The 22687-nt window shown below is 58.8% G+C and carries 20 protein-coding genes; 8 read left to right on the top strand and 12 right to left on the bottom strand.

Annotation, left to right across the window (positions count from 1 at the left end; all coding sequences use genetic code 11):
* Nucleotides 1–7: 7 nt before the first annotated feature.
* Genes D3M70_RS29045 through D3M70_RS29020 form a run of 6 tightly spaced genes read right to left on the bottom strand, consistent with a single transcriptional unit; the run spans nucleotide 8 to nucleotide 6928 of the window.
* On the bottom strand, nucleotides 8–1363 hold the full coding sequence (locus D3M70_RS29045; protein ID WP_120129456.1) for a DUF58 domain-containing protein: 1356 nt from the start codon (nucleotides 1361–1363) through the stop codon (nucleotides 8–10).
* On the bottom strand, nucleotides 1360–2433 hold the full coding sequence (locus tag D3M70_RS29040) for a MoxR family ATPase (RefSeq protein WP_120129455.1): 1074 nt from the start codon (nucleotides 2431–2433) through the stop codon (nucleotides 1360–1362). Before D3M70_RS29040 ends, D3M70_RS29045 begins: the two co-directional genes overlap by 4 nt.
* The gene (locus D3M70_RS29035; RefSeq protein ID WP_120129453.1) at nucleotides 2430–3647 is read right to left on the bottom strand and encodes a DUF4350 domain-containing protein; all 1218 of its coding nucleotides are present in this window, start codon (nucleotides 3645–3647) and stop codon (nucleotides 2430–2432) included. Before D3M70_RS29035 ends, D3M70_RS29040 begins: the two co-directional genes overlap by 4 nt.
* Entirely contained in the window at nucleotides 3644–5227 is a 1584-nt protein-coding gene (locus tag D3M70_RS29030; protein WP_120129451.1) for a DUF4129 domain-containing protein, read from the bottom strand. Before D3M70_RS29030 ends, D3M70_RS29035 begins: the two co-directional genes overlap by 4 nt.
* Nucleotides 5214–6194, bottom strand: coding sequence for a stage II sporulation protein M (locus tag D3M70_RS29025; RefSeq protein ID WP_120129896.1), 981 nt, complete (start codon nucleotides 6192–6194; stop codon nucleotides 5214–5216). Before D3M70_RS29025 ends, D3M70_RS29030 begins: the two co-directional genes overlap by 14 nt.
* Nucleotides 6191–6928 carry an RDD family protein gene (locus D3M70_RS29020; protein WP_120129449.1) on the bottom strand — a complete coding sequence of 246 codons (738 nt, stop codon included), beginning with the start codon at nucleotides 6926–6928 and terminating at the stop codon, nucleotides 6191–6193. The genes D3M70_RS29025 and D3M70_RS29020 overlap by 4 nt, the downstream gene beginning before the upstream one ends.
* 183 nt (nucleotides 6929–7111) lie before the next feature.
* On the opposite strand from D3M70_RS29020, the gene sbcB reads away from it, so the two are divergent.
* Nucleotides 7112–8542 (top strand): exodeoxyribonuclease I, encoded by a 1431-nt coding sequence (gene sbcB, locus D3M70_RS29015; protein WP_120129448.1) that lies wholly within the window; start codon nucleotides 7112–7114, stop codon nucleotides 8540–8542.
* A gap of 100 nt (nucleotides 8543–8642) precedes the next feature.
* Here the strand turns inward: sbcB and mvaT are convergent, their stop codons facing one another.
* Complete coding sequence (gene mvaT / locus D3M70_RS29010) at nucleotides 8643–9020, bottom strand: histone-like nucleoid-structuring protein MvaT (RefSeq protein ID WP_120129446.1); 378 nt, start codon at nucleotides 9018–9020, stop codon at nucleotides 8643–8645.
* Nucleotides 9021–9368: 348 nt separating this feature from the next.
* Between mvaT and purU the strand changes: the two genes are divergently transcribed.
* Together purU and D3M70_RS32425 are read left to right on the top strand one after the other, a co-directional pair.
* Nucleotides 9369–10220, top strand: a complete 852-nt coding sequence (gene purU / locus D3M70_RS29005; RefSeq protein WP_120129445.1) for a formyltetrahydrofolate deformylase — start codon at nucleotides 9369–9371, stop codon at nucleotides 10218–10220.
* A gap of 133 nt (nucleotides 10221–10353) precedes the next feature.
* Entirely contained in the window at nucleotides 10354–10542 is a 189-nt protein-coding gene (locus tag D3M70_RS32425; RefSeq protein WP_120129443.1) for a hypothetical protein, read from the top strand.
* Here the strand turns inward: D3M70_RS32425 and D3M70_RS28995 are convergent.
* From D3M70_RS28995 to D3M70_RS28985, 3 genes are read right to left on the bottom strand one after another with little or no spacing between them, the layout of a single operon-like run.
* Nucleotides 10519–11514: a lysylphosphatidylglycerol synthase transmembrane domain-containing protein gene (locus tag D3M70_RS28995; RefSeq protein WP_120129442.1), complete on the bottom strand. Its 996-nt coding sequence runs from the start codon at nucleotides 11512–11514 to the stop codon at nucleotides 10519–10521. The genes D3M70_RS32425 and D3M70_RS28995 overlap by 24 nt on opposite strands.
* On the bottom strand, nucleotides 11511–12272 hold the full coding sequence (locus D3M70_RS28990; RefSeq protein ID WP_120129895.1) for a DUF2334 domain-containing protein: 762 nt from the start codon (nucleotides 12270–12272) through the stop codon (nucleotides 11511–11513). The genes D3M70_RS28995 and D3M70_RS28990 overlap by 4 nt, the downstream gene beginning before the upstream one ends.
* Before the next feature lie 4 nt (nucleotides 12273–12276).
* Entirely contained in the window at nucleotides 12277–13389 is a 1113-nt protein-coding gene (locus D3M70_RS28985) for a glycosyltransferase family 1 protein (protein WP_256660029.1), read from the bottom strand.
* 220 nt (nucleotides 13390–13609) lie between these two features.
* Between D3M70_RS28985 and D3M70_RS28980 the strand changes: the two genes are divergently transcribed.
* Nucleotides 13610–15100, top strand: a complete 1491-nt coding sequence (locus D3M70_RS28980; protein ID WP_120129439.1) for a helicase HerA-like domain-containing protein — start codon at nucleotides 13610–13612, stop codon at nucleotides 15098–15100.
* Between the two features lie 121 nt (nucleotides 15101–15221).
* Here D3M70_RS28980 and D3M70_RS28975 read toward each other — a convergent pair whose 3' ends face one another.
* Both D3M70_RS28975 and D3M70_RS28970 read right to left on the bottom strand, forming a co-directional pair.
* Nucleotides 15222–16694: an inorganic phosphate transporter gene (locus D3M70_RS28975; RefSeq protein ID WP_120129437.1), complete on the bottom strand. Its 1473-nt coding sequence runs from the start codon at nucleotides 16692–16694 to the stop codon at nucleotides 15222–15224.
* Between the two features lie 235 nt (nucleotides 16695–16929).
* On the bottom strand, nucleotides 16930–17127 hold the full coding sequence (locus D3M70_RS28970) for a hypothetical protein (protein ID WP_120129436.1): 198 nt from the start codon (nucleotides 17125–17127) through the stop codon (nucleotides 16930–16932).
* An 826-nt stretch (nucleotides 17128–17953) separates the two neighbouring features.
* Between D3M70_RS28970 and pcaR the strand changes: the two genes are divergently transcribed.
* The 4 genes from pcaR (at nucleotide 17954) to pcaD (ending at nucleotide 22656) form a co-directional block, all read left to right on the top strand.
* Entirely contained in the window at nucleotides 17954–18796 is an 843-nt protein-coding gene (gene pcaR / locus D3M70_RS28965; RefSeq protein WP_120129434.1) for a pca regulon transcriptional regulator PcaR, read from the top strand.
* A 304-nt stretch (nucleotides 18797–19100) separates the two neighbouring features.
* Nucleotides 19101–20303 (top strand): 3-oxoadipyl-CoA thiolase, encoded by a 1203-nt coding sequence (pcaF, locus tag D3M70_RS28960; protein WP_165869922.1) that lies wholly within the window; start codon nucleotides 19101–19103, stop codon nucleotides 20301–20303.
* A gap of 191 nt (nucleotides 20304–20494) precedes the next feature.
* A complete protein-coding gene (locus D3M70_RS28955) occupies nucleotides 20495–21784 on the top strand; it encodes an MFS family transporter (RefSeq protein WP_120129431.1) in 1290 nt (429 codons plus the stop codon).
* 83 nt (nucleotides 21785–21867) lie between these two features.
* A complete protein-coding gene (gene pcaD / locus D3M70_RS28950) occupies nucleotides 21868–22656 on the top strand; it encodes a 3-oxoadipate enol-lactonase (RefSeq protein WP_120129429.1) in 789 nt (262 codons plus the stop codon).
* Nucleotides 22657–22687 lie beyond the last annotated feature (31 nt).

Below are 22687 nucleotides of genomic sequence, written 5' to 3'. Positions count from 1 at the left end.
GTCATCTTCATAGGGTGCCTGCTTTCTTCCAGCTCAAATAGCGGCTGACCAATTGCGGCCCCAGCTCTTTGGGGCGCACATCCAGCACCGGAATTCCATGAGCGATGAGTCGCTCATGCAAGGCCAACCGCGCATTCAGAAAATCTACCGTGCCGCAGTAATCCAGCGCCTGCTGCCAGGTCTGAACAGGTATGCGGCGCTGCTCGTCCAGAACCTCCTCCCGCAGACTCGCGATCAGCACCCGATGGTGACGACTCAGTTGCTTGACGGCACCGATCAGATCCTCATCGTCTTCATCGCGCAGGTTGGTGATCAGCACGACCAGTGCTCGACGTTTCTGCCGGACCAGTAATTGCCGGATGGCCCCGCTGTAATCGGCCGGATGCTGTGTGGTGCTCAGGTCGTAGACCTTGTTGAGCAGGAGATTCAACTGAGCCGCGCCTTTGACCGGGGACACGTGCCGATTCTGATCGGCGGCGAATGTCGACACACCCACCGCGTCGCCTTGTCGAAGGGCCACGTAGCCGAGGAGCAGACAGGCATTGAGGGCGTGATCGAAGTGAGTCAGGTCACCGTCCTGGCTGCGCATTCGCCGCCCGCAGTCCAACAGGAAGACGATCTGTTGATCCCGTTCATCCTGATACTCCCTGGCGATGGGCGAGCGTTGCCGAGCTGTGGCTTTCCAGTCGATCTGACGCAGACTGTCGCCCTCGCGAAATTCACGCAGTTGGTTGAACTCCAGGCCCAGGCCCCTGCGTTGACGCTGACGCACGCCGATCTGGCTCAGCCAGTTGTCCACCGCCAGCAACTGGCCGTTATGCAGGCGTGCGAAATCCGGATACACGCGCGCAGTGTCAGGCGCGGCGACGTAACGGCGTGACAGCCACAGACGCAACGGGCTGCCCAACTGGATCTCGATGCGTTCGAAGATGAAATGCCCGCGCCTGGTCGGGCGCAATCGATAGGCCCATTGAGCGTTGCGGTATTTGCGCAGCAAGATTTCCTGCGGCAGCTGCTCCACTTCGAAACGATTGCCAAGTCCTTCGGGACCATGATCGAACAGCGTCAGTGGAACGGAACGGCGCCAGTCGTGCTCGATCTCGATGCGAACCTCGCTCCAGCGTCCGAGTGCGAGACTGCCTGGCAGGTGACGTCGCAATCGCGGTGACGCCAGACGCCAAAGCCAGAATGCATCGAGCGCAGCCAGTCCGCCGATGACGCACAACAGCGCCCAGAACAGATCATCGAGTCTTGCCGTCGGCCCGCGCCCGAGTGATTGCAGGACGCCAAGCAGCACTGCGAAGCCAACCAGAATGGCCAGCCACCAGAGCAGACGGGTCGATGGCTTGAGCATTTGTTTCATTGGCGAGGCGCCGGAACCTGATCGAGCAGTTGTTTGAGCACCTGATCCACCGACAGGCCTTCGATGTCCAGTTCAGCCGACAGCCTGACCCGATGACGCAATACCGCCAGCGCGCAACCCTTGATGTCGTCGGGAATCACGAACTCGCCCCCACGCAGCAACGCGCGGGCCCGACCGCCACGCACCAGCGCGATGGACGCCCTCGGGCCTGCGCCCAGTGCCAAACCGGGCCACGTGCGGGTGGCGCGGGCCAGGCGCACGGCATAGTCAAGCACCTGTTCATCCACTGGAAGGTCAGCAGCGATACGTTGCAGGGCCTGCACGTCTTTGGCTTGCATCAACGTGCGCAGGGGCTGAACGTCGAGCATGTCCGAGCGCGTGGAGCGAGTGACCTGACGCACCATGTCCAGCTCCTGCTCGGCCTGGGGATAATCCATGCGCAACTTGAGCATGAAGCGGTCCAGTTCCGCCTCAGGTAATGGATACGTCCCTTCCTGCTCGATGGGGTTCTGAGTCGCCAATACCATAAAAGGTTGAGGCACCGGCAGCGCCCGACCTTCGAGGGTCACCTGGCGCTCCTGCATGGCTTCCAGCAAAGCGGCCTGTGTTTTGGCTGGAGCACGGTTGATCTCATCTGCCAGCAGAATGTGAGTGAACAGCGGACCTTTGCGCAGCTTGAACTGTTCGGTCTGCATGTCATAGACGGCATGCCCGGTGACATCGCTGGGCATCAGATCGGGTGTGAACTGGATGCGGGCGAACTCTCCAGCGAAGCAGCGTGCCAAGGCACGAACCAGCAGGGTCTTGCCAAGGCCGGGGACGCCTTCGATCAGCACATGGCCCCCACCGATCAAAGCAGTGAGCACGTCATCAATCACGGCGTTCTGACCGATCACGGCTTTCTGCAACTCGTGACGCACGGCCTGGGCAAGGTGAATGGCGCGCTGGCGCTGCTGCGTCGGGTTGCTGGTTGACGCAGGCGGGTTGTCCTTCGGCTCGGGAGGCGTGTGTTCCGTGTGTTTGGCAGGGCTCTCTGCGTTGCTCGACGGTTCGGTCGGGTGATCGCTCATAAGGCATTCCTGAGGGTTTGCAGGTACGCAACCTGACGGGTGAATTCGGAGCTGGAGAGACGTTCTTCAAGGCGCGGGCGCAATGCCTGGCCGATGTCGCTGGTGGACTGACGCGTCAGGCGCCCCAGCAACTGCCACTGCTCCGTAACGGGCAGCGCCTCGAAGCCGGGATGACGTTGCCGGGCCCTGCGCAGAATGTCCTGCTGCAATCCTCGCAGCAATGCGTGCTGGCCTCTGCGCCGCAGCAGGAAATCCGCGCTGGCGCGCAAATGCTCGCTCAACTGCCGACGCGCCCGCGACGGTATTGGCTGCAACGGCCCCTGACGCATGCCGACATGCCAAAGCCCGGCCCCCACGCACAGCGCCAGGGCTAGCAGGGCTTGAGGGAAGTATTTCCAGAGCAGCCCGAACAGATCGTCATGATCGGTGCGCAGCAACATCGTCACCGCGCTGTCCTGCGTCAGATACCAAAGCAGCCACGCATTGTCGTATTTACCGATGGCGCGGGTCTTCCACAGATCAGCGTCGGTGAGCACGGTGATCAGGCCGTTGCCATAGACCATCTGCAACAAATGTGTGGCGTCGGCGCTGTTGGCCCAGGACTGCGCGTGATCCTGTGGGTCGTCGAGATGAAAGGCAGGATCGAAACTCATATAGGCCGGGTCGTTTTCATTTTGCACGTAGAGCCGGGTCAGTTCCGGCCATGGCGTCTTTGGGGTATCGATGTCCGGCGTACTCAGCGGGATCACCGGCTTTACCTGCTCCCGTTCCCGTCGGCGGTCCTGCTCGCGAAGATCGCGGGTGAGAAATTGATGAATCTGCAGCTGATCGAGCAACAGGTCGCCGCTGCGGGCTTTCTGTTCGTCCCAGAGCTGCTCGGCGACGAACAGCAGACGTCCGCCGGCGCGGGTCCAGGCGAGCAGGCGTTTGACCTCAGCTGGCGTCATCTTCTCGCGGGTGTCCAGCAGCATCAGGGTCTGGGGCTGTTCGCCGGTATCGGGAAGGATGTTGAGGGCCTGAATCGTCCTGACCGAAGTGCCGCGCTGGCGCAGAAAGGTTTCGGCTGCCAGATAGGGGTTGGTACGTACTTCGGGGGAAGGCCCTTGGTCGACCATTTCTTGATAATGCTCCAGGCGTTTGAGCAGCGGCACGCTGGCGACCGAGATGGCTATCAGCAGGGCTGCCGCGACGAAGAGCCACAAGCGTCTGCTCATGTCCGCGCTCCGCTGGCGAACAACCGTCGCCAGTCTGCGCATAAGCTTTGCTGCACCTGCGCCGCCGGAAGCTGATGTCCGTACGCGAGGTTTTGCCAGTGGCGTGTGAGCTCTTGGCTGAACGCGTGCAGCGGCGCTTGATTGAGCAGAGCAATGCGTTCCAGTACCTGGCCTTCGGTGTCGGAGTTTTTCAGCGGCAGTCGATAGTCGATGAGTAACCGGCTGAGCAGGGCGCGGTATAGCAGGCTCAAGGCTTCCCGCGGCGAATGTGGCCAGAGCTTCTCTGCCGCGCTGGCAACGTCATCCGGCAGGCTTTCTGTCCCGACTTGCAGCCCGAACAGCTGCTGGGGTACGTGGCGTCTGTTCTTGGGGTTGTGCGGTGCAGGACTTACAAAAGTGGCAAGCCAGGTGCGATATCGCCAGATGACCCACGCCGCCAGCAGAGTGACCGACGTCCACAGCAATGCTTCGAACACTCTCGACAGGGTCTTGCCGATGTTCAGCAATCCCACCACTGCCTTGGTTATCCAGCTCGGCGTCTCACCGGCTTTCGCACCATGCTTCGGCTCGGGCAGGCGCCAACCCGACACAGACTTCGGGTTCTTGAATGGCGGGTTATCCAGCACGCCTTTGATGGCCGCTCGCGAGTCCTGACTGTTCAGAGGTTGATTCAGCAAGCGGGGTGCGCCAGGGCCTGCAACGTGTTCTTCCGTTTGCGGCAAATCCAGCGGCGGCAGCGGGCAGCTGTAGGTCGGCTCATCGGCGGCCATCGCTGTCGAGGGCGGGCCGGTCAGGGCAATCGACATCACGATCAGCAAGGCATAGGCGCTGCCAATCACGCGTTGGCGCAAGCGACGGAACGCCAGTTCGATATCCCAGGCTTCCAGTGTGGTCCGGCGATTCAGATAAAGGGCGAACCCGCAGGACACGTATATCGGCCCCCACAGCACCAGAACGACTGCATAAAAGGCGTTCGTCAGGTGCTCGAGCCAGGTCCAGTTGCCCTCGATGTCCAACAGGCTGCGCCATGACCAGTCGAGCTCGACCTGTTGCGGAATCAGGGCGTAGAACAGCAGCATTGCTCCGACCCAGAGACACATCTCCAGACTGCTGCCCATTGACGTAAGAAGCCGTGCTACGCGCAGGTCTTTTCGACCCAGCAGGGCGATGCGTTGCGCGCGGGGCAAACCGTCCAGACCCTCAAGTTGCTGAACGGGCAGCGTGAAGCTGCGACTGAGGCTGAACCTTCGCCAGGTAAGGCTCGCAAGAAGCTGCGGTCGGAGTGTGCGAGGCCATGTCTTGAGCACCTCCATGAGCGTAGGGGGCGCGCCGAACAGCGCCTGAGACAGAATGAGCAATGGAAGTCGTTCATACGCCGGTTTCAACCACCAGAACAGCAGCACGGCCACGGTGGGATAGTCCCAAAGGAGGAGGCTCAGCAACGCATATAACGGCAACGTCACTATCGCCCAACTGGTCATCAGCAAACGCCGGTGCCGACGCGCTAGCAGCACGCCCAGGTCGACGGCTTCCCATGGGTTGCGCGGACGGATCGCCACGCAGGCTTCAGTCAGGCGCATGGGCGGTACGTCCGGCGAAAATCAGATAGGCTGCGACGAGAGCCCATAGTGAGGCCCCCACCAGGTATTTGGTGGTGCTTTGCGGCCATGTCATCGACGACCAATATGCTTCTATGAAGGCCGCGATTAACAGGAACAGCATGACACCGCCGATTAGCTTCACGCTGGTCTGTGCCGCCACGCGCAACGCCTCGCCTCGGCGCAATGGACCGGGGGCCAGTAATGCCCACCCCAGTTTGAGTCCGGCTGCACCGGCCAGGACGATGGCGGTCAACTCGAAGGCGCCATGCCCGACCACGAATGGCCAGAACGTCTGGCCGAAACCGACGTCGGTGAGATGACCCGCTACAGCTCCGATCATCAAACCGTTGAAGAACAGGAAAAACAGACTGCCCAGACCTAACAGCAAACCGCTGGCGAAGGTCTGAAAGGCGATACCGATGTTGTGCATGATGTAGTAACCGAACATCAGCCAGTCAGTGCTCGATGCCCGTTCTGCCGATGCGCCGATGCGCCGTGCTGCGGGATCGTACATCGACTCCATCTCGCTGACCTGCGCCGGACTCACGACGCTGTAGATCAGGTCCGGATAACCGTAGACGAGAAGCCCCATTACCAGCAGGCTGCCGAAGAACAGTACGCCCGCCAGCGCAACCCATCGCCATTCGGCACGAACCAGACGCGGAAAGTCGGCCAGTATGAAACCCAGAAACCGCGCAGAAAACTGGCTGCGATGACGATAGAGCTGCTGATGACCGCGCATCGCCAGCTGTTGCAGTGGTTCGACGAGGTGGCCGCTGTAGCCGCGCTCCTGAGCCAGCGCCAGATGCAGACAGATCTGCCGGTATTGTTCGGTAAAACCGTCGCCCGCGTCGTTCTTGCGCCGGCTGCGCTCAAGCGTATCGAGACGCTTGCCAAATTGATGCCAGGCGTCTTGATGACGCCGTTCGAACTGGCTCTGTTTCATATCGAGCCTGCCAATCCGCGAGCCATGCCGTTCAATTGGTCCACAGAAGCGTGAGGGGAGATGTCTGACGGCATCTGCAGAGGCTCGGTGAGGATTGCCGCCAGTTCCTGCGCTCGAGCCGGAGAAAGCCCGGTCTGCCGCTCGGCGAACGCCAGAATCGCACGCTGTTCTTCAAGGGTCAGTGCCAGCGGCGTTGCCACCGGCGTTGCGTCCGGAAGCGACGGGCGCTCTGGCAGTGAGTCCCGGTAAATCACCTGCGTACCCGCGGTCAGGTCGCCCAGGCGTTTGAATGTGGGGTGATACAGGCAGGTGAATGCGCCCACGCAATAGCCGACAGGGAGCATGTCGACGAAGCGCAACAGGTTACGAAGCACCGACGCTGGCCAGCCTACCGGTGTGCCGTCGTCATGTACCACGCATAGCCCCATGATCTGTTTACCGGGTGTGCGTCCCTGGTGAAGGACTTCGAACAGCACCATGTACCCCCAGTTGATCAGGAACAGCGCCAGTAGGAACAGGCCGGTGCCGAACTCCCCCAAAGCCTGAAGCAGAAACAGCAGCCCCGCCAGCAGCGTGCCGCGAATCAGCAAATCGATCGTGAATGCCAGCGAGCGCGACAACAGCCCGGCGGGGCGCAGGATCAGATCGATGCCTTCCGGGGTTTCCATGCGGATGCGAGTGTCCAGCGGGGCAGGCTGCGCAGCGATCCTTGGCCAATCTTGCGAAGAGGACATTGTCGGGAGGTGGGCGCCTGAAAGATGAAGTTTGATGCTAGCCACGGGAGTGGAGGTAAGCAACCGGACGTTTCGGAAACAATATGTGGGAAACTTCTCTTTTAGCTCGAGGGGGCCCCGGAGCAGGCAGAGTGCTGAAGTTCATCTGTTAGACTTCGGCTGTCTTCTGTTCAGGATACGCCCGTGAGCTCCAGCATCTTCTGGTACGACTACGAAACCACCGGAATCAATCCGCGAAATGATCGCCCACTCCAGGTAGCGGGAATCCGCACCGATGATCAGCTCAACGAAATATCCGAGCCGGTGAACCTCTACTGCCAGCCCAGTGATGACATCCTGCCGCATCCGGCGGCATGCCTGGTTACGGGTATCACGCCAGCGCGGCTGGCGGAGAAAGGGCTTTGCGAAGCGGATTTCATGACACGGGTCCATGCTGAGCTCGCAAGACCGGGTACCTGTGGAGCGGGCTACAACACGCTGCGTTTCGATGACGAAATGACCCGCTACAGTCTTTATCGCAATTTTTTCGATCCTTACGGACGTGAGTGGCAAGGCGGGAATAGTCGGTGGGATCTGATTGATGTCGTGCGTACGGCCTATGCCCTGCGACCTGAAGGAATTGTCTGGCCGGAAGAAGACGGTCGAGTAACCCTCAAACTCGAACGACTGACAGCGGCCAATGGCATCGATCACGGGCAAGCGCACGATGCGCTCTCCGATGTGCGTGCAACTATTGCATTGGCGCGTCTGGTCCGCGACAAACAACCCAAGCTTTACGACTATCTTTTTCAGCTGCGCAGCAAACACAAGGTCCAGGAACAGATTCGCCTGTTGCAGCCATTGGTGCATATATCCGGTCGTTTCTCCGCAGCGCGAAGTTATTTGAGCGTGGTACTACCACTGGCCTGGCATCCGACCAATCGCAATGCGCTCATAGTCTGCGACCTTTTTCATGATCACCGTCCATTGCTGGATGAAGACGGCCAGACGTTACGCCAGCGGCTATATACCCGGCGCGAGGATTTGGCGGAGGGCCAGTTGCCGGTTCCTCTCAAATTACTTCATATAAATAAATGCCCGGTCGTCGCACCTTTGAGCGTGCTGCGTGATGAAGATCGTCAGCGACTATTGTTGGACCTGGACGTCTACAAAGAGCGTGTGACGCGACTGAATGAGGGCCAGGGCATCTGGCAGGAAAAGTTGAAGACGGTATATGCCAGCGACGACTTTTCCGTCAATGAAGACCCTGAACAACAGCTTTATGATGGTTTTTTTAATGATCGTGACCGGCGGCTGTGCGAACAGGTACGTAGTGCAGAACCTCGCCAGTTAGGCAGCGATGGGTGGCCATTCGACGATCCGCGTCTGCCCGAATTGTTATTTCGTTACCGGGCACGCAACTTTGCAGAAACCCTGAGCGTCGAGGAGCAGCAGCGCTGGCTGAGCTTTTGTCAGTGGCGCCTCACGGACCCGCTGGCCGGGGCTCCGAATACGTTGAAAGGCTTCACCAAGGCGTTGATCGAGCACTCGCTGAAGGCAAATCCTGAACAGCTTAAGGTATTGAGCCAATGGCAGGATTACTCTCTGCAACTGCAAAACCGACTGGGGCTTTAAAGTTGCGGAGCTCGACACCAGGTCAATAAAAAACGCCAGCATTCGCTGGCGTTTTTCAGGTTGCACATCACTGTACAACGGCTGCGCAACACGCGGGCAGTTAGCCCAGCAGAGTTGACCAGCTTTCAACCTCTTCGCCGCCCCACTTGGCTTTCCACTCTTTCAGAGTCTTGTGGTTGCCGCCTTTGGTTTCGATGATTTCGCCGTTGTGCGGGTTCTTGTATTGCTTGACCTTGCGTGCACGCTTGGTGCCGGTCGCTTTTACCGCCGCGCCGCGAGGCGCTTTTGTTTTGGATTCTGGATCCAGCAGCGCGATGATGTCACGCAGGGATTTTTGATATTCGCCCATCAGGGAGCGCAGTTTGCCTTCGAACTCAAGTTCAGTTTGCAGTTTGCCGTCTTGTTGCAGGTTTTGCAGACGCGCTTGCAGTTCTTTGATGGCTTCTTCTGTAGCGCGGTATTCGTTGATCAGGGACATGGGGGCTACCTATGTTGTGATGGGCACGGTGTAATGACGCAATAATAGTCAGAGTATTTGCGCAAGTAAACATTTAAGAAAAGTTTTATCTGTAGCATTTTGAAATAGCTGAGTCAGGTGTGCCGTTGATGAAACAAATCTAGAACGCAGCTTGCAAAAGACCCCCTGTATTTAATGCAGTTATCGTTTGCCTGTTTTGGCGGGGAGAGGGCAGCGCTGGAACAGCAGGCCATTACCGCCGATCGGCGCCGGACTCAACACCTGTGAAATCCGTGCCACATGAATACTGCACAGTCGACAGGTAGTCGCTAGAATGGCGGCCTTTGCGAAGTTCTGGAGTTTTCCCTCATGCGCACTTTTCGTCTGGTGATTGCCTGCCCGGACCGCGTCGGCATCGTTGCCAAAGTCAGTAACTTTCTGGCGTCTTACAACGGCTGGATCACCGAAGCGAGCCATCACTCTGACAATCTCAGCGGCTGGTTTTTCATGCGCCATGAAATCCGTGCCGATACCTTACCGTTCGATCTTGAGGGGTTTCGCGAGGCGTTCACGCCAATCGCCGAAGAGTTCTCGATGGATTGGCGTATCACTGACTCTGATCAGAAGAAGCGCGTCGTGCTCATGGCCAGCCGCGAGTCCCACTGTCTGGCAGACTTGCTGCACCGCTGGCACAGCGATGAACTGGACTGTGAAATCGCCTGTGTGATTTCCAACCACCAGGACCTGCGCAGCATGGTCGAGTGGCACAACATTCCTTATCACCATGTTCCGGTCGATCCGAAAGACAAGGAACCGGCCTTCGCCGAAGTGTCGCGTCTGGTCAAGCAACATGAAGCCGACGTCGTGGTGCTGGCGCGGTACATGCAGATCCTGCCGCCCCAGCTATGCCGCGAGTACGCTCATCAAGTCATCAACATTCACCACAGCTTCCTGCCCTCGTTCGTGGGTGCCAAGCCTTATCATCAGGCCTCGCTGCGCGGTGTGAAGCTCATTGGCGCGACCTGCCATTACGTCACCGAAGAGCTGGACGCAGGTCCGATCATCGAGCAGGACGTGGTCCGTGTCAGTCATCGCGACAGCATCGAGAACATGGTGCGTTTCGGCCGTGACGTGGAGAAGATGGTCTTGGCGCGCGGCCTGCGGGCGCATCTGGAAGATCGCGTTCTGGTGCATGACAACAAGACAGTTGTGTTTGACTAAGCTTGGGCGCTGACGTTAACAGTTGACTATCTATAGCAGTTCGGTTTTTCGGCGGTGTTTTCTTGAGACCGCTAACGTCGACAAGCCGGACTGCTAAAAAACTGCGTCGCTGACAGAGAGAGGTCGTTCGTTCATGGCAAACCCACTCGACAAAGCCACCTCCAGTGCCCCGCCAACCTTGGGCGAAGGTTGCCTGAGCCGTTACGATCCCGATGCTTTGTCGCCCGAGGATGGTACCGATTTCGAAGGTGCAGCCCAGTTGTGGGAGCAGCTCAAGCCTGAAGAGACTGAGGAGGATTCAGGCAGGCTTGATACGAAGTAGCTTGATCAACAACGGACGACCCACCATCAACAGGAACACTGGCCCGCCCGCCACCAGATAGAAGTAGTAGGTGACGATCCGCCAGATCAGAATCGCCGCCGCCGCTGTCGACTTTCCCACCATGGGTGCGAGCAAGGCCGCTGAGGTCAGCTCTGCGGCACCGGCACCTCCCGGCGACAGACTGAACTGCCCGGCACTTAGCGACAGCATCTGAACCAGGAATGTCCACGCCCAGTCGATGTTCACGCCCAGACCCTGCAATGCCAGGTACATCACGCTGTAGCGCAGGCTCCAGTGAATGCAGGTCAGCGCGAAAACCTGAAGCAGGATGCGATGGGGCATTTTCCAGGTTTCGGCCAGCGCGTCGCGAAAGTGCAGGAGCTTGCGCGCCCAACGAATGCGCGTTGTGTTTTTGCGTTTCATGCGGGTGAGCAGCTTGCCATTGAACAGGATGATGCGTCGGTGATAGCGCGCAAAACCGGCGCAGGCACACAGGCCTGCTCCGATCAGCAGGGCACTGGCGACGAGCATCCATTCAAGGTTCTCGCTGAGTTTATGAAACACGGCATAAATCAGAATGCCGATCAGGGCGAGTAGAAAAAACACGAGGTCATTGAGCTGGTCGGTGGCAAATGCCGCTGTGCTCCTGGCTGGGCCGATACCGCTGCGTGACAACAGGGCCACCAGTGTCAGCGGTGCGCCGCTGCCACCGGGTGTTGCGCAGTAGGCAAATTCGGTAGCCATGACCACGCCCAGACTCTTGCGCATCCCCAATCCGCTGGCGCTTTCGCCCAATAGCAGACGCAAGCGCATGGTATTCATGCACCACCCCACCAAAACCATGCCGAACATGCCCAGCAACAAGGTGAGAGGAAAATCGCGCAGGCGATGAAACATCTCCGCGCCCCCCATGAAAAAGGGGATCAGCAAGGCGAGTGACAGACCCACTGCGAGCCAGACGAGTCGCTTCACGCGGCGGACCTGAACGCACTTTGACGTTGCAGCCAGGCGTATTTGGTCATCGGCATGCGTCCTTCTTCCAGCAGGCGTATGAGCGTTTCGAGCCAGTACCGGCGAGAAAACTCGTGCCGCATGTCCACCGGGTGCAGGCCCAGGCGAATGGTGGGGGCGTTTTGCAAATGAGCCTCACGGTGATTGCTGATGATTTTTGATAGCCCACGACGCCAGGCGCTGCGGGCGCTCCAGACAATACCCGGAGCATTGATCGGGGAAAAGTCTGGCAGACGATACAGATGTTGTGCATCGCTTGTGCAGTCCAGAGGTAATTCACGCAGCGCTTCGCGAGTGCCCGAACTCATGAGCCAGGCCGGTGCGACGAATCCGTGCAGCGGCCATTCGTGATGCTGGAAAACGTCCATGCCTGCTTCGAGTCGTTGCAATGCCTGCTGGCGATTCAGGGTATAAAACTCGCCCTCCCACGTGTAAATGCGGCGCATGAAGAAGTCCTTCGGCGTGCGCGGAGCAGGGCTGTCATCGCAATGGTAGTAACCGTGCAGCGCCAACTCGTCGCCCTTGGTGAGGCGCGAATGCATCAGGCGTTGGAAAGCGGGAGTCTGGTCGACCCGATCAACCTTGTGAAAGTCCGGGACGACCAGCCAGGTGATCGGAATATTCCCCAGCGCGTCCACCGCAAGTACGAACGGTCGATAGTCTGCCCATGTCGTCGGCGCCACGTCGTGCAAGACCAGTAAAACGCTGCGTTCGTTCATGTTGTCAGCCATGTGCATGCGCTGCGGTCGTCGTGCCCAGCACCGCTTGATAGTGACCTAGCAGCCCTGCGACCACGGCATCCCAGGCGTAATGCTGCTCGACATGGAGGCGGGCAGCCGCGCCTTTTTCCCGAGCACCGGACCTGAACAGTTGCCGTACGGCCGCTGCCATCGCTTTAGGGTGATTGGCCTGGCACAACAGGCCGCATGTCTGGGGAATGATTTCTCGAAAGGCGCCGGCATCGACCGCTACCACCGGCGTACCACTGGCCATCGCCTCAAGCACCACCAACCCGAAGGTTTCCTGATCCCCGGCATGCACAAGCGCATCGGCACTGGCCAGCAGCCGCGCCACTTCCACCGCAGGGCAAAAGTGATTGATGACCGAAACGTTCTCCGGTACGGCGGTGGGCATATGAGAGCCGACCAGTAGTAAGTGATATTGCTGCCCTAGCAGTTTGAGGCAGTCCAGCAATACGCCCAGATTCTTTTCCCGTGAACCTCGGCCAGCAAAGATCAGCAGGTGCGTATCTTCGCTCAGACCCAGTTCGGCCTTCAGACCGGCATCACGGCGACTCGGGTCGAATGTCTGGAGATCTACGCCCAAGGGCTGAACGTACACATTCTTGACGCCCAGATGCCTGAGCTTTTCGGCCATCGCCGTGCTTGGCGCGAGCACCCGGTCAAAGTTGCCATAGAGCTTGGTGACATAGTTTTCAACGTTGGTGCCTAACCACGTGCCAATTCTGTTGCTGACCAGCAGCGGCAGGTCGGAGTGGTAGAACCCGATCACTGGCACGTCCAGCTGGCGACGTGCATCCAGCGCGGCCCAGGCGGTCAAGTAAGGATCGCCGGCCTCTATCAGATCCGGCTGAAGATCGCGCAGGGCTTTTCGCCAAGGCGCTACCCGCAAGGGAAAACGATAGCCGTTGCCAAACGGGAGGGGAGGGGAGGGAACCCTGTAAACGCCATCCAGATGGCTGACGTCGGGGCCGGGTATCAAAAGGCTGTGCTGAACGCCGGGAAAATGAGCCAGACGGCAGTGCTTGGCATCCAGATAAGTACGTACGCCGCCACTGGCGGGGGCGTAGAACATGGTCATGTCAGCGATATGCACGGTTGCCTCCGTTCTACGGTGTTTCTTCCATGGTTGACCTCTCTCAAGAATAGATGTTCGGTCGGTCATGTGTCGGCAGCCTACGCATTGCAGTGGCACTCCCTTGGCTTGAACTAGAGTGAAGGGGCTGACTGGGGCTGGCGATGTCAACCGCCTGCACTGAGGGCTCGACTGGCTCGGCCATTGAGTTGAAAAAAAATCGCAATTTTTGGGTGACAACATGCCGGACTCTCAACAAATTCTCATTGGTGCCGGCCCCGATGGTCAGCCGATCGGTCAGGCGCTGCGTCTGGCCAATCGTCATGGGCTGATCGCGGGCGCTACCGGCACCGGAAAGACGGTGACGCTGCAGCGTCTGGCGGAAGTGTTCAGCGATGCCGGCGTCGCCGTGTTCGCCGCCGACATCAAGGGCGATCTTTGCGGTCTGGGCGCGGCTGGAAATCCCCAAGGCAAAATTGCCGAGCGCATTGCCGGGATGCCTTGGCTTGCCCATCAGCCGCAGGGGTATCCGGTGACCTTGTGGGATGTGCAGGGACAGTCCGGGCATCCTCTGCGTACCACGTTGTCTGAAATGGGGCCGTTACTGCTGGGCAGTTTGCTGGAACTGACCGACAGTCAACAGTCTGCGCTCTATGCGGCGTTCAAGGTCGCCGACCGGGAAGGCTTGCTGTTGCTGGATATCAAGGACCTCAAGGCCCTGCTCAACTATCTGCGTGACAATCCACAGGTGCTGGGTGATGACAGTGCGCTGATGACCACTGGTTCCAGTCAGGCGTTGTTGCGTCGACTCGCCATCCTGGAGCAGCAGGGGGCCGAAGCGCTTTTTGGCGAACCGGCGCTGCAACTCGAGGACATTCTGCAACCGGCCAGTGATGGGCGAGGGCGTATTCATCTGCTGGACGCCAGCCGACTGGTGCACGAGGCGCCCAAGGTCTATGCGACATTTCTGCTGTGGCTGCTCGCCGAATTGTTCGAGCAGCTTCCCGAGCGCGGTGATGCGGACAAACCCTTACTGGCGCTGTTCTTCGATGAGGCGCACCTGCTGTTCGCCGACACGCCGAAGGCGTTGCAGGACCGTCTGGAACAGGTGGTGCGACTGATCCGTTCAAAAGGCGTCGGGGTGTACTTTGTCACTCAATCGCCAGGTGATCTTCCGGACAACATCCTGGCGCAACTGGGCCTGCGTATTCAGCATGGCCTGCGCGCTTTCACCAGCAAGGAGCAGAAATCGTTACGCGCGGTGGCTGAAGGTTTTCGGCCCAACCCCGAGTTCGATGCGTTGACGGTTCTGACGGAGCTCGGGATTGGCGAAGCTCTGGTGGGAACGCTGCAGGAGAAGGGCACGCCGGAGATAGTCAAGCGTGTGCTGGTCGCGCCGCCTCAATCAAGAATCGGTCCGTTGAGCGAGGCAGAGCGCGCCGCGTTGATCGCGCAGTCGTCACTGGTCGGACGCTACGACAAGCCGGTTGATCGCGAGTCCGCCTATGAAATGCTTCTGGCGCGCAAGGGCACAGCGCCGCAGGCAGGACAATCGCCAGCGGTTGAAGAAAAGTCCGAAGGCGGTTTTGCCGACATGGCGGGCGGATTTCTCGGTGGGTTGGCAGGGCAGGCAGTCAAAAGCGCGATGCGTCAGGCGGCCAATCAGATAGGGCGGGAGTTGGTGAGAGGCTTGATGGGGTCGTTGCTGGGCGCCAGCAAGAAGCGGCGTTAGGGGCTTGTAGATGTGATGATGTCCCGTAGCACTCCGACTTGTCGGCGCAGGCGCCGTTGCGAGGTCGCCATCGCCGGCAAGCCGGACTGCTACGGGTCAATCAATACGGATACATTGTGGATCAGGCCAGCACGATGGAAGCCAGCCAGAACAGGCCCGCCGACAATGCCACGGTCGCTGGCAGAGTCAGAACCCACGCCAGCAGGATGTTGCGTACGGTGCCGCCCTGCAGGCCGCTTTTGTTCGCCACCATGGTCCCTGCCACGCCGGACGACAGGATATGAGTGGTCGACACCGGGAGGCTGAAGACGTTGGCCAGAGCAATGGCACTGGCGGTTGTGATCTGCGCCGACATGCCCTGTGCGTAGGTCATGCCCTGCTTGCCGATTTTTTCGCCGATAGTCAGCACTACGCGCTTCCAGCCGACCATGGTGCCCAGACCCAGCGCCAGAGCGACTGCGAGGATCACCCAGAATGGTGCGTATTCGGTCGTGACGGTCAGGTCCTTGCGCAGTTTTTCCAGGTCGGACTTCTCTCGCGCATCCAGCGTCGGCAGCTTGCCAACCTTGCGAGCGGTGTCGTCCAGGCACAACAGATAGCGGCGAACTTCAATGCGACGCTCAGGCGCCAGGCTGTGATAGTCGGTGACGCCTTTGAGGTTATTCAGCAGCGCGTCGATGGTCGGTTCGGTCTGTTCCGGATTGCAGCTGAAACGCTCGGGAAGGTCGGAGGTGGTGGATTTGCCCAGCGCCAGGTACTCGCCCAGTGTTGCGTTGTTGCGCTGATAGAACTGGCTCAGGTGCAGGGTTGCGTCACGCGTACGCTCGATCTGGTAAGTGGTTGTACTCAGGTCCAGAACGAACTGCGCTGGAACGATACCGATCAGCACCAGCATGATCAGGCCAATGCCTTTCTGGCCGTCGTTGGAGCCGTGCACGAAGCTTACTGCCATGGCCGAAATGACCAGCACCAGACGATTCCAGAACGGTGGGTGTTTCTTGTCATCGACCTTGCGGCGTTGTTCGGGTGTCTTGTGCATTTTCGACATCGGGCGCCAGGCCTTGAGGCCGAGCAGCACCAGAGCAGCGACGATGAAACCCATCAACGGCGAGAACACCAGCGAGGCGCCGATATCGATTGCCTTCTGCCAATTGACGCCGTCCGCCAGCGGAATATGGTTGATCAGTGCATTGGCCAGCCCCACGCCCAGGATCGAACCGATCAGGGTATGGGAGCTTGAGGCCGGAATGCCGAAGTACCAGGTCCCCAGGTTCCACGTGATCGCCGCCGCCAGCAGCGAGAAGACCATGGCCAGACCATGTCCGGTGTTGACGTTGATCAGCAGCTCTACCGGCAGCAGATGGACGATGGCATAAGCCACGCCGACACCGCCCAGCAGCACCCCGAGGAAGTTGAACACACCCGAGAAGAACACGGCCAGACGCGGTGGCATGGCCTTGGTGTAAATGACTGTCGCCACCGCATTGGCGGTGTCATGAAAGCCGTTGATGAACTCGAAGGTGAGGACAAAAGCCAGGGCGAGCAGCAGGCTCACAATCACCCAAGCATCCAGTCCGCTGAATAAATCGATCATGGAAGGTTTTCTGACCCGGTATTAAGGGGGCGGGATTATGACAGAAAAAAAACTAATCGATAGGCACGCCGCCAATTGGTAGCTACCTGTAACGAAAATTCTGTCCAGCCGCCCTGTTGACTTCTTGCAACGGAGCGAAACGCCGATGCTTAAAGCCTCACCTTAGTCGAAACCGGGCGAGAGGGGTCGAGCGAGTGATCGCGGCTGACTGCGGGGCGATTGCAGTCAAGTCTGCTCAAGGCTCTTCTTTGAGCTCACTTTCCATCTTTTGAAGTTCTTGCTTGAACGCCTGGTCCAGCAAGCTCGCCCGTTTGCGCCAAGGCTTACGCTCAGGCTCGGGTTGAGCGGCGTAGGTGGTCACTTCGCCACCGTATACTTCCTTGTAACGTTGTTCCTTGCGCTCTAATTCTGCGCGCAGTTCATCTTTGGTCACGTTATTACCTGAATGAGTCAAGTTGGGTTCTGGCGATAACACAGTGCCTGCAAGTGTAGGAAGCGACTGACTGATCGGCGGAGAAATAAACGTTCGCGGTCAGCGGCCCAGAAGTAATAAACACCTGCGACACATGCGGCTACGGGCACCAGAACGACAAAGCTGTCGTAGCTACATTTAATTTCTGGATTGCCAGCGTGCTGGCTGATTGACCAGGCTTCTGGCCTGTCTATCGCTGGGCAGTGCACTCGGGTAGTGCATGCGGCGGATAGATTGGATCCACGCCAGACCGGCAGTGGACGTCACACACGCCTCAGCGTTATAGCACGTCAATTGGCCGATACTATCTCCAAGAAGATCGTAAGAGTCAACTGCATGAAGGGCATCTAATGAAGATCCGAGGATAAATACTATTTTTGTGTACGACGCTTCCGAAGTTTATGAAAGGAAATTTATGTCGGAACTTTGTTGTTCAAAATCTGAAAAGGGTGAGACAAAAAACTGGCGACGTAATTCCACGGAAAATTCGCAAGCCTATGGGCGCAGTTGTATTGAAGCGCTTACCTGAGAATGGTGACGACAGCAGAGACAAAAACGGCCTTGCGCAAAGCAAGGCCGTTGCCTGGGACTTCTCAGTGGGTACCTGACCAGTATTTCCAAGAAGCCACATGGTGGCGTGTGAAAGGTATAAGCAACCAGGCAAACGGTCAATTGCGATTATCGGTCAGTGGTTCGATAATCGCCCACTTCGCCCTTGCCGCCTTGTGCAAAAGGAGCGAGAGTGGCGTAACAGAAGGCCTCTGCGGCCGCGACGAACGGTATCGACATGAACGATCAACTGCGTAATTCCTTCTCCTCGCTGGCTCCGCCCATTGTAGCGTCTCCCGCCAAGCGGATTCAGGCCCTGACAGGTGATCCGGACTTCATGACGTCGCTGGCCAGAGGGTTGGCGGTCATACACGCCTTCCAGGAGCGCAAGCGCCACCTGACCATCGCCCAGATAAGCCACCGAACCGAAATCCCCCGCGCGGCCGTCAGGCGGTGTCTGCATACGTTGATCAAGCTCGGCTATGCAACGACTGATGGTCGAACGTATTCACTGCTGCCGAAGGTACTCACCCTGGGCCATGCTTATCTATCGTCTACGCCGCTGGCGGTCTCTTCCCAGCCTTATCTGGACCGCATGAGCAATCAGTTGCATGAGGCCTGCAACATGGCCACGCTCGAGGGTGACGACATCCTTTATATAGCGCGCTCTGCAACGACGCAGCGACTCATCTCGGTCGATCTTGCGGTAGGGGGGCGGTTGCCAGCGTACTGCACGTCAATGGGTCGAATTCTGCTGGCGGCACTGGATGATGTTTCGTTGCACGAATACCTTGATCACGTGGATCTGCAACCCAAAACCAGTCGAACAATACGTACGCCGGATGAGCTGCTCGAGTGCCTGCAACAGGTCCGGCAACAAGGCTGGTGCATTGTCGATCAGGAACTCGAACAGGGCCTGCGCTCTATCGCGGTTCCGGTATACGACGCTTCCGGGCAAGTTTTGGCGGCACTCAACGTCAGCACCAGTGCTGGACGGGTCACGCGCAATGAACTGGAGCAGAAGTTCCTGCCCATCATGCTCGACGCCAGTCGTGACTTGAGTACGCAGTTGTTCACCTGAGCAACATCGTTTAACTATCTGTTCGGTTATCGAACGGATAGTCGATTATCGGATTGTTCCGATTCACTCCCAGGCATAACCTCAATCCCATGTTGGCGCTGCTCGATACGCCGTCCACCGGTTCAGATTCTGTACCTGAGCAGCCCATTGCTGAATTTCTTTCCCTGCACGGTGCTGTGAAGCAATTCGTCAACGATGGCGACGACGTGGGGTATTGCGTACAACCCGAATAATATGAACTCAACGCCCTGCGTGATCTGGAAGCGCGTTTCGCTGCCGCTCACGACCAGGCAACTGGAGAAGCATGATGCGTGACGTTTTTATCTGTGATGCGATTCGTACGCCCATCGGTCGTTTCGGCGGCGCATTGGCCACTGTCCGTGCCGACGACCTCGCCGCCCTGCCGATCAAGGCGCTGATGGAGCGAAACCCATCGGTGAACTGGAATGAAGTCGACGAGGTATTCCTTGGCTGCGCCAATCAGGCCGGTGAGGACAACCGCAACGTCGCACGCATGGCCGCGCTGCTGGCCGGGTTGCCTGAAACCGTACCGGGCGTGACCTTGAATCGTCTGTGTGCCTCGGGCCTGGATGCGGTGGGTACGGCATTTCGTGCCATTGCCTGTGGCGAGATGGAACTGGCGATTGCCGGGGGCGTGGAATCCATGTCCCGCGCGCCGTTCGTGATGGGCAAGGCGGACACCGCATTCGGTCGCGGTCAAAAGCTGGAAGACACCACGCTGGGCTGGCGCTTCGTCAACCCGCAGATGAAAGACCAGTACGGTGTCGAGACCATGCCGCAGACGGGCGACAATGTGGCCGAGGACTTCAAGGTCTCTCGGGAGGATCAGGACGCCTTCGCCCTGCGCAGCCAACAACGCACCGCGGCGGCTCAGGCTTCGGGGTTCTTCGCCGAGGAAATCGTGCCAGTGCGTATCGCCCACAAGAAGGGTGAAACCGTCGTCGACAAGGACGAGCACCCGCGCGCCGATACCAGCCTGGAGGCATTGGCAAAACTCAAACCCGTCAATGGCTCGGGCAAGACGGTGACCGCAGGTAACGCTGCCGGGTTGAATGACGGTGCCGTGGCGTTGATTCTCGCCTCGGCCGAGGCGGTCAAGAAGCACGGCCTCACCCCTCGCGCTCGCGTGTTGGGTATGGCCAGCGCGGGTGTCGAGCCGCGCGTCATGGGAATCGGTCCGGTCCCGGCGGTGCGCAAACTGGTCGAGCGTCTGGGCATGGCGGTCTCGGACTTCGATGTCATCGAGCTCAACGAAGCTTTCGCCAGCCAGGGTCTGGCGGTCATGCGAGAGCTGGGCATCGCCGACGATTCGCCGAAGGTCAATCCCAACGGCGGCGCCATCTCCCTGGGTCATCCTCTGGGTATGAGCGGGGCGCGTCTGGTGCTGACGGCGTTGCATCAATTGGAGAAAACCGGCGGCACCAAAGGACTGGCGACCATGTGCGTCGGTGTGGGACAGGGCTTGGCCCTGGCCATAGAACGATAAGCGACACACACCTGAAACCAACCACCCGAGCTGTCAGTTGCCTCCACGAAAAGGCAACTTGACGGCTCGGGCGGTTGTCCTTGTGATGTCGAAGTGTTACTGCTTAAGTCTAAGTGTTGCAGACTATGTCGTAGACTGGCGGCTGGATTCTGGTCCGACTGGCCGGTCTTTATAAAAACTGGGGAAAAATAATGACAACGACTCACTACACCGGAGAAGAAAGGAGCAAACGGATTTTTGCAATTGTAGGTGCCTCTTCAGGCAACCTCGTGGAATGGTTCGACTTCTATGTCTACGCCTTCTGCGCGATCTACTTCGCACCGGCTTTCTTTCCGTCCGATGACCCGACTGTGCAATTGCTCAACACGGCTGGCGTATTCGCCGCGGGCTTCCTGATGCGTCCTATCGGCGGCTGGTTGTTCGGGCGTGTGGCCGACAAGCATGGCCGCAAGAACTCCATGATGATTTCGGTCCTGATGATGTGCGCCGGTTCGCTGGTCATCGCCTGCCTGCCGACTTACGCCTCCATCGGCGCCTGGGCGCCGTTCCTGCTGCTGATGGCACGCCTGTTTCAGGGCCTGTCGGTGGGTGGCGAATATGGCACCACGGCCACCTACATGAGTGAGGTCGCGTTGCGGGGGCAGCGTGGTTTCTTCGCTTCGTTTCAGTATGTGACCCTGATTGGCGGCCAACTGTTGGCGGTCCTGACCGTGGTCATCCTGCAGCAATTCCTCAGTGCCGATGAGCTGAAGGCTTACGGCTGGCGGATTCCGTTCGTGGTCGGCGCTATCGCAGCCGTGATTTCGTTGCTGCTGCGTCGTTCCCTGAAGGAAACCACCACCGCCGAAGTGCGCCAGGACAAGGACGCTGGCAGCATGTCGGCGTTGTTCAAGCATAACAAGGCAGCCTTCATCACCGTGTTGGGTTATACCGCAGGTGGCTCGCTGATTTTCTACACATTTACCACCTACATGCAGAAGTATCTGGTGAACACCGTTCACATGGACGCCAAAACCGCCAGTTACATCATGACCGGCGCACTGTTCCTGTACATGTGCATGCAGCCGGTGTTCGGCGCTCTGGCTGACAAGATCGGCCGTCGTGCATCGATGTTGTGGTTCGGTGGCCTGGGGACCGTTTGCACCGTGCCGCTGCTGATGACCCTGAAAACCACCACCAGCCCCGTCATGGCATTCGTGCTGATTACCCTGGCACTGGCGATCGTGAGTTTCTACACCTCGATCAGCGGCCTCGTAAAAGCGGAGATGTTCCCCGTGCATGTGCGTGCTCTGGGCGTAGGTCTGGCTTACGCTGTGGCCAATGCGATCTTCGGTGGTTCGGCGGAATTCGTCGCCCTGAGCTTCAAGAACATGGGCTCGGAAAACGTCTTCTATTGGTATGTGACCGCCATGATGGCGATTGCTTTCCTGTTCAGTCTGCGGCTGCCGAAGAAGCCGGCGTATCTGCACGAAGACCTCTGATTCAACCGCGCGCCTGCGAGCAGGCGCGCTTGATCCATACTCTTGATGACCCTCACGCAAGTGCTCAATGAAAGGGAGCTGCTATGGCATTCGTACAACTTGAAGACGGTGAAATGCATTACCAGGTCGAAGGCCCTGCACAGGCCCCGGTACTGGTAATGTCCAATTCGCTGGGTACAGATCTGCACATGTGGGACGCGCAGATCGCGTCGTTCAGCAAGTCGTTCCGGGTCGTGCGTTACGACACCCGCGGCCATGGCAAGTCTCTGGTCACTCAGGGCCCTTACACCATCGAGCAACTGGGGCGTGACGTGCTGGCCTTGCTGGATGAATTGAACATCGAAAAGGCGCACTTCTGCGGCTTGTCGATGGGCGGGTTGATCGGGCAGTGGCTGGGCATTCACGCCAGCGATCGTCTGCACAAACTGATTCTGTGCAACACCGCTGCGAAAATCGGCGGTGCTGAAATGTGGGGCCCACGCATCGAGATGGTGGAGAAGGGCGCAGAGCAGGCGATGAAGGAACTGGGCGCCGGTGCTGTAGGCCGATGGTTTACCCCGGATTTTGCTCGCGATCATGCCGATAAAGTCACGCCGGTCACTGACGTGCTGGCGGCTACGTCGCCTCTGGGTTATGCAGCCTGCTGTGCAGCGGTGCGCGATGCCGATTTTCGCAAGCAGGTGGGGTCGATATCGGTCGATACGCTGATCATCTGCGGTAGCCACGATGCGGTGACAACCGTAGCGGACGGGCATTATCTGCAGAATCACATTGCTGGCTCGCAGCTGTCGGACTACTACGCAGCGCATCTGTCGAGCGTTGAGTTAGGTGAAACGTTTACGTTGCGGGTCACTGAGTTTCTGTTGAGCTGATGCCCAGCGCATGGGCCCAATGTCCATAAAA

Source organism: Pseudomonas sp. LS-2 (assembly GCF_003605735.1).
Lineage (GTDB): Bacteria > Pseudomonadota > Gammaproteobacteria > Pseudomonadales > Pseudomonadaceae > Aquipseudomonas.
This window is presented reverse-complemented; position numbering and strand designations above follow the sequence as displayed.